General features: G+C 76.1%; 4 protein-coding genes. All 4 read left to right on the top strand.

All coding sequences use genetic code 11. The annotated features are described in order from the left end of the window. Window positions 1–217: 217 nt before the first annotated feature. On the top strand, window positions 218–1,363 hold the full coding sequence (locus tag JS521_RS34180) for an inositol-3-phosphate synthase (protein ID WP_239488220.1): 1,146 nt from the start codon (window positions 218–220) through the stop codon (window positions 1,361–1,363). A gap of 32 nt (window positions 1,364–1,395) precedes the next feature. After that, a complete protein-coding gene (locus tag JS521_RS34175) occupies window positions 1,396–2,859 on the top strand; it encodes an SCO3242 family prenyltransferase (protein ID WP_205086767.1) in 1,464 nt (487 codons plus the stop codon). After that, window positions 2,856–3,728 (top strand): sugar phosphate isomerase/epimerase family protein, encoded by an 873-nt coding sequence (locus JS521_RS34170; protein WP_205086765.1) that lies wholly within the window; start codon window positions 2,856–2,858, stop codon window positions 3,726–3,728. Before JS521_RS34175 ends, JS521_RS34170 begins: the two co-directional genes overlap by 4 nt. Then, window positions 3,722–4,366, top strand: a 645-nt coding sequence (locus tag JS521_RS34165; protein WP_205086764.1) for an EboA domain-containing protein, incomplete at its 3' end; no start/stop codon positions are given. The genes JS521_RS34170 and JS521_RS34165, both read left to right, overlap by 7 nt.

Genomic DNA, 4,366 nt, shown 5'->3' with positions numbered 1-4,366 from the left:
CCTGGTGCGGGGTGGGGGGGTTTAAAAAAACCCCATCCCCCCCCCGGTCGTCCTCCACCCCGACACATCCCCCCCAGGGAGGCAGCCCGTGACCGCACACGCCGATCGTGAAGGCCACATCGACGCCCCAGGCCGCACCGACGCGCCGAGCCCTTCGGAGGCTTCCGGCCCCGCGGGTTCCGCGGGCCCGGCCGGAGCCGAGGACCGTGCGGAGGTCATGGGCCTCACCGGTGCCGCGGACCGTGCGCAGGTCGCGGGCCGCACCGGCGTCTGGTTCATCGGAGCACGCGGTTCCGTGGCGACCACCGCCACCGCGGGCTGCGCCGCCATCGCCGCGGGCCTCCACCCGCCGACCGGCATGGTCACCGAGACGTCCCCCTTCGCCGACACCGGCCTGCCTGCCCTGACCGACCTGGTCTTCGGCGGCCACGACACCCTCGACTGCCCCCTGTCCAAGCGGGCCGAGGCACTCGCCGACGGCGGCGTCCTCCCGCACGGGCTGCCCTCCGCCGTACGCGCCGAACTCGACGCGGCCGACGCCGAGATCCGCCCCGGCGGCCCCCTGCCCGGCGACACCCGCACCGACCAGGAACTCATCGCCGCGTTCGCCGCCGACCTCACCGACTTCAACCACCGGCACAACCTGGCCCGCACCGTCGTCGTCAACGTCGCCTCCACCGAACCCGCCCCCGGCCCCGACGACACCCGGCTGCCCGCCAGCTCCCTCTACGCGGCCGCCGCCGTGCGCGCCGGCTGCTCCTACGCCAACTTCACCCCGTCCACCGGACTGCGCACCCCCGCGCTCACCGACACCGTCGCCTCCAGCGGACTTCCCCACGCCGGACGCGACGGCAAGACCGGCCAGACGCTGCTCCGCTCCGTGCTCGCCCCGATGTTCCTCCAGCGGGCCCTCGCCGTACGGGCGTGGTCCGGGTCGAACCTGCTGGGCGGCGGGGACGGGGCGGCGCTGGCCGATCCGGCGGCGGCCGCCGCCAAGAACGCGGGCAAGGAACGCGTCCTCGCCGACACCTTCGGCACCGCCCCCGAGGGCGAGGTGCACATCGACGACGTGCCCGCCATGGGCGACTGGAAGACCGCCTGGGACCACATCGCCTTTGACGGATTCCTCGGCTCCCGCATGATCCTCCAGACCATCTGGCAGGGCTGCGACTCGGCCCTCGCCGCCCCGCTGGTCCTGGACCTGGCACGGCTGCTCGCCCGCGCCCACGAGGCCGGGATCAGCGGCCCGCTGCCGGAGCTGGGCTTCTACTTCAAGGACCCGGACGGCGGCACCTCGGCGGCACTCGCCGAGCAGTACGCCACGCTGCTCGCCTTCGCCGAGCGGCTGCGGGACCAGGCGTGAGGCGGCGGCGGGGGCGGGCCCTGACGACCGCACTGGTCGCGGCCCTGGCGGCCCTCCCGGCGGGGCCCGGGCGGCGGAACGGTTTTGCTCACGGCGTGCGGAACGACGCCGTGACCCACGACAGCCTGTCCGGCGCGGGTGGGACTGCGCCCGCACCGGACAGGCCCGGACCGCCCCCCACGGGCCGGAACGGGGAACAGGGCGCGGAAGCGGGCCCGGGCCGACCGGATGCGGGCTCCGGGACTGAGGCCGGAGGGCGTATCGGGCCGGTCGCCGGATCGAGGGCGGGTGCCGACTCGGGTACCGGGCCGACCGCCGGACCTGGCGTCAGCTCCGGCACCGCCCCGGGCGCGCCCCGGCATCGCCTGCGGGCCTGGGCGGAACTGCTGCGCGTCTCCGCCCTGTTCTCCGTGCCCGGGGACGCGCTCGCGGGCGCCGCTGCGGTGGGCCGCCGGCCCGGCCGGGGCACCGCGCTGGCGATCGGCGCGTCGCTGTGCCTGTACGAGGCCGGGATGGCCCTCAACGACTGGGCCGACCGCGACGAGGACGCGGTCGACCGCCCGCACCGCCCGATCCCCTCGGGCCGCATCAGCCCGGCGGCGGCCCTGGGGGCGGCCGGGGCACTGACCGCGGCGGGCCTCGCCCTGGCGGCCCGCGCGGGCCGTCCCGCACTGACGGTCGCCACAGGACTGGCCGCCACGGTCTGGGCCTACGACCTCCACCTGAAGCACACGAAGGCGGGCCCGGCGGCCATGGCGGCGGCCCGCTCACTGGACCTGCTGCTGGGGGCCACCGCGACAGCGACGGCCACGGTCACCGCTGGGCGTGCGCCGGGTGGAAGCCGTGCACGCGACAACGTTGCCGGAGCGCCGGTCACCGCACGAGCGATACCGGCACCGGGCGTGCCGAAGGCACCCCCGGCCGCCCTGCCCGGCCTGGCCGCGCTCCCCGCCGCCCTCGTGCTAGGGGCGCACACCTACGGCGTCACCGCCGTGTCGCGCCACGAGACGCAGGGCGGCTCCACGGCGACGCCGCTCGCGGTCCTGGCCACGACGACGGCGCTCGCGGCAGCAGTGCTGGGGGAGTGGCGAGGGCGGAGCCCCGGCGGCCCCACCACGACGGCGACGAGCCCCGCCGCCCGAGGAACCGTCCCGCACCCGATGGCACGCCTTGCCAGGGTGGTCGGCCCCACCGCCGGCACGGCCCCTGCGGCACGGCCCGAAAGCCTGCTCGGCCGGACCCTCGCCGACCCCACCCGCCTCCTGACCCTCGCGCTCACCGGCGCCTACCTCCGTACCGCCGGACCACCCCTCCTGCACGCCGCCCTGAACCCGTCCCCGCCCCTGACCCAGCGGGCGGTCGGCGGGGGCATCCGGGCCATGATCCCGCTCCAGGCCGCGCTCGCCGCCCGCGCCGGAGCGCCCGTCACCGGTCTCGCCGTCATGGGGCTCGTCCCCCTCGCCCGCAGCCTCGCCCGGAAGGTGAGCCTCACATGACCCTCCACCTCGGATACGGCACCAACGGGCTCACCGACCTCCGCCTCGACGACGCCCTCGGCCTGCTCGCCGACCTCGGCTACGAAGGCGTCGGCCTGACCCTCGACCACATGCACCTGGACCCGATGGCTCCGGACCTCACCGAGCGCACCCGCCAGGTCCGCCGCCGGCTCACCTCCCTCGGGCTCCGGGTCACCGTGGAGACCGGCGCACGCTATGTCCTCGACCCCCGCCGCAAGCACGGCCCCTCCCTCCTCGACCCGGACCCCGACGCCCGCGCCGCCCGCACCGCTCTGCTCGTCCGCGCCGTGGACGTGGCTGCCGAACTCGGCGCGCACGCCGTCCACTGCTTCAGCGGCATCACCCCGCCCGGCACCACGGCGGACACAGCGTGGAAACGGCTCACCGAAGCGCTCACCCCCGTCCTCGAAGCCGCCGACCGCTCCGGCATCCCCCTCGCGATCGAACCCGAACCCGGTCACCTCCTCGCCACCCTCGCCGACTTCCACCACCTGCGCGGTCTCCTCGGCGACCCCGGACCGCTCGGCCTCACCCTCGACATCGGCCACTGCCAGTGCCTGGAGGACGCCTCGCCCGTCGACTGCATCAAGGACTCCGCGCCCTGGCTCCGGCACGTCCAGATCGAGGACATGCGGCGCGGAGTCCACGAGCACCTCCCGTTCGGTGACGGGGAGATCGACTTCCCGCCCGTGCTCGCCGCCCTGGCCGCCTCCGACTACCGGGGCCTCACCGTCGTCGAACTGCCGCGCCACTCCCATGCCGGCCCCGAGCTGGCCCGCACCTCGATCGACTTCCTGCGCGAGGCCATGACGCGCGGTACCGCGACCAAGGGAGCCGCCCCGTGCTGACGTCCCGCAAGGAACTCGACGCCGAACTCGGCGGGGGCGCCCGCGCCTGGCTCGACGAGGCCCTCGCCGAAGCCGCCCACGACGCGGCCACCGAAGAGGCCCTCCGCTCCGGGGCGAGCCCGTACACCTCCCCGCCGTGGGAGCTGCGCTACGCCGCCGCCGGCCGGCACTGCGGTCAGGAGCACGCCGACTCCGTACGCTCCCTCCTGCTCATCGAGGCCCGCGCCCCGCTGTCCTCCGTCACCCGGCTCTACGAACAGGGCACCGCCGCCGAACGCCGCGCCGTCCTGCTCACCCTGCACCTCCTCGATCTCGGCGACACCGCCCTCCCGCTCGTCGAGGACGCCCTGCGCACCAACGACACCCGGCTGGTCGCCGCCGCCGTGGGCCCCTATGCCGCCGACCACCTCGACGCCCACGCCTGGCGGCACGCCGTACTGAAGTGTCTGTTCACGGAGGTGCCCGTCGCCGCCGTCGCCCAGTTGGAAAGCCGGGCCCGGGGGGACGCCGAACTCGCCCGCATGCTCGACGACTTCGCCGCCGAACGGACGGCGGCGGGCCGCCCCGTCCCCGAAGACCTGCGCACGGTCCTGGGACACGCCCTCGCCCTCCCCGCCCCGGCCGACGAGGGCGGCCAC

Source organism: Streptomyces durocortorensis, from assembly GCF_016901035.1.
Lineage (GTDB): Bacteria > Actinomycetota > Actinomycetes > Streptomycetales > Streptomycetaceae > Streptomyces > Streptomyces durocortorensis.
This window is presented reverse-complemented; position numbering and strand designations above follow the sequence as displayed.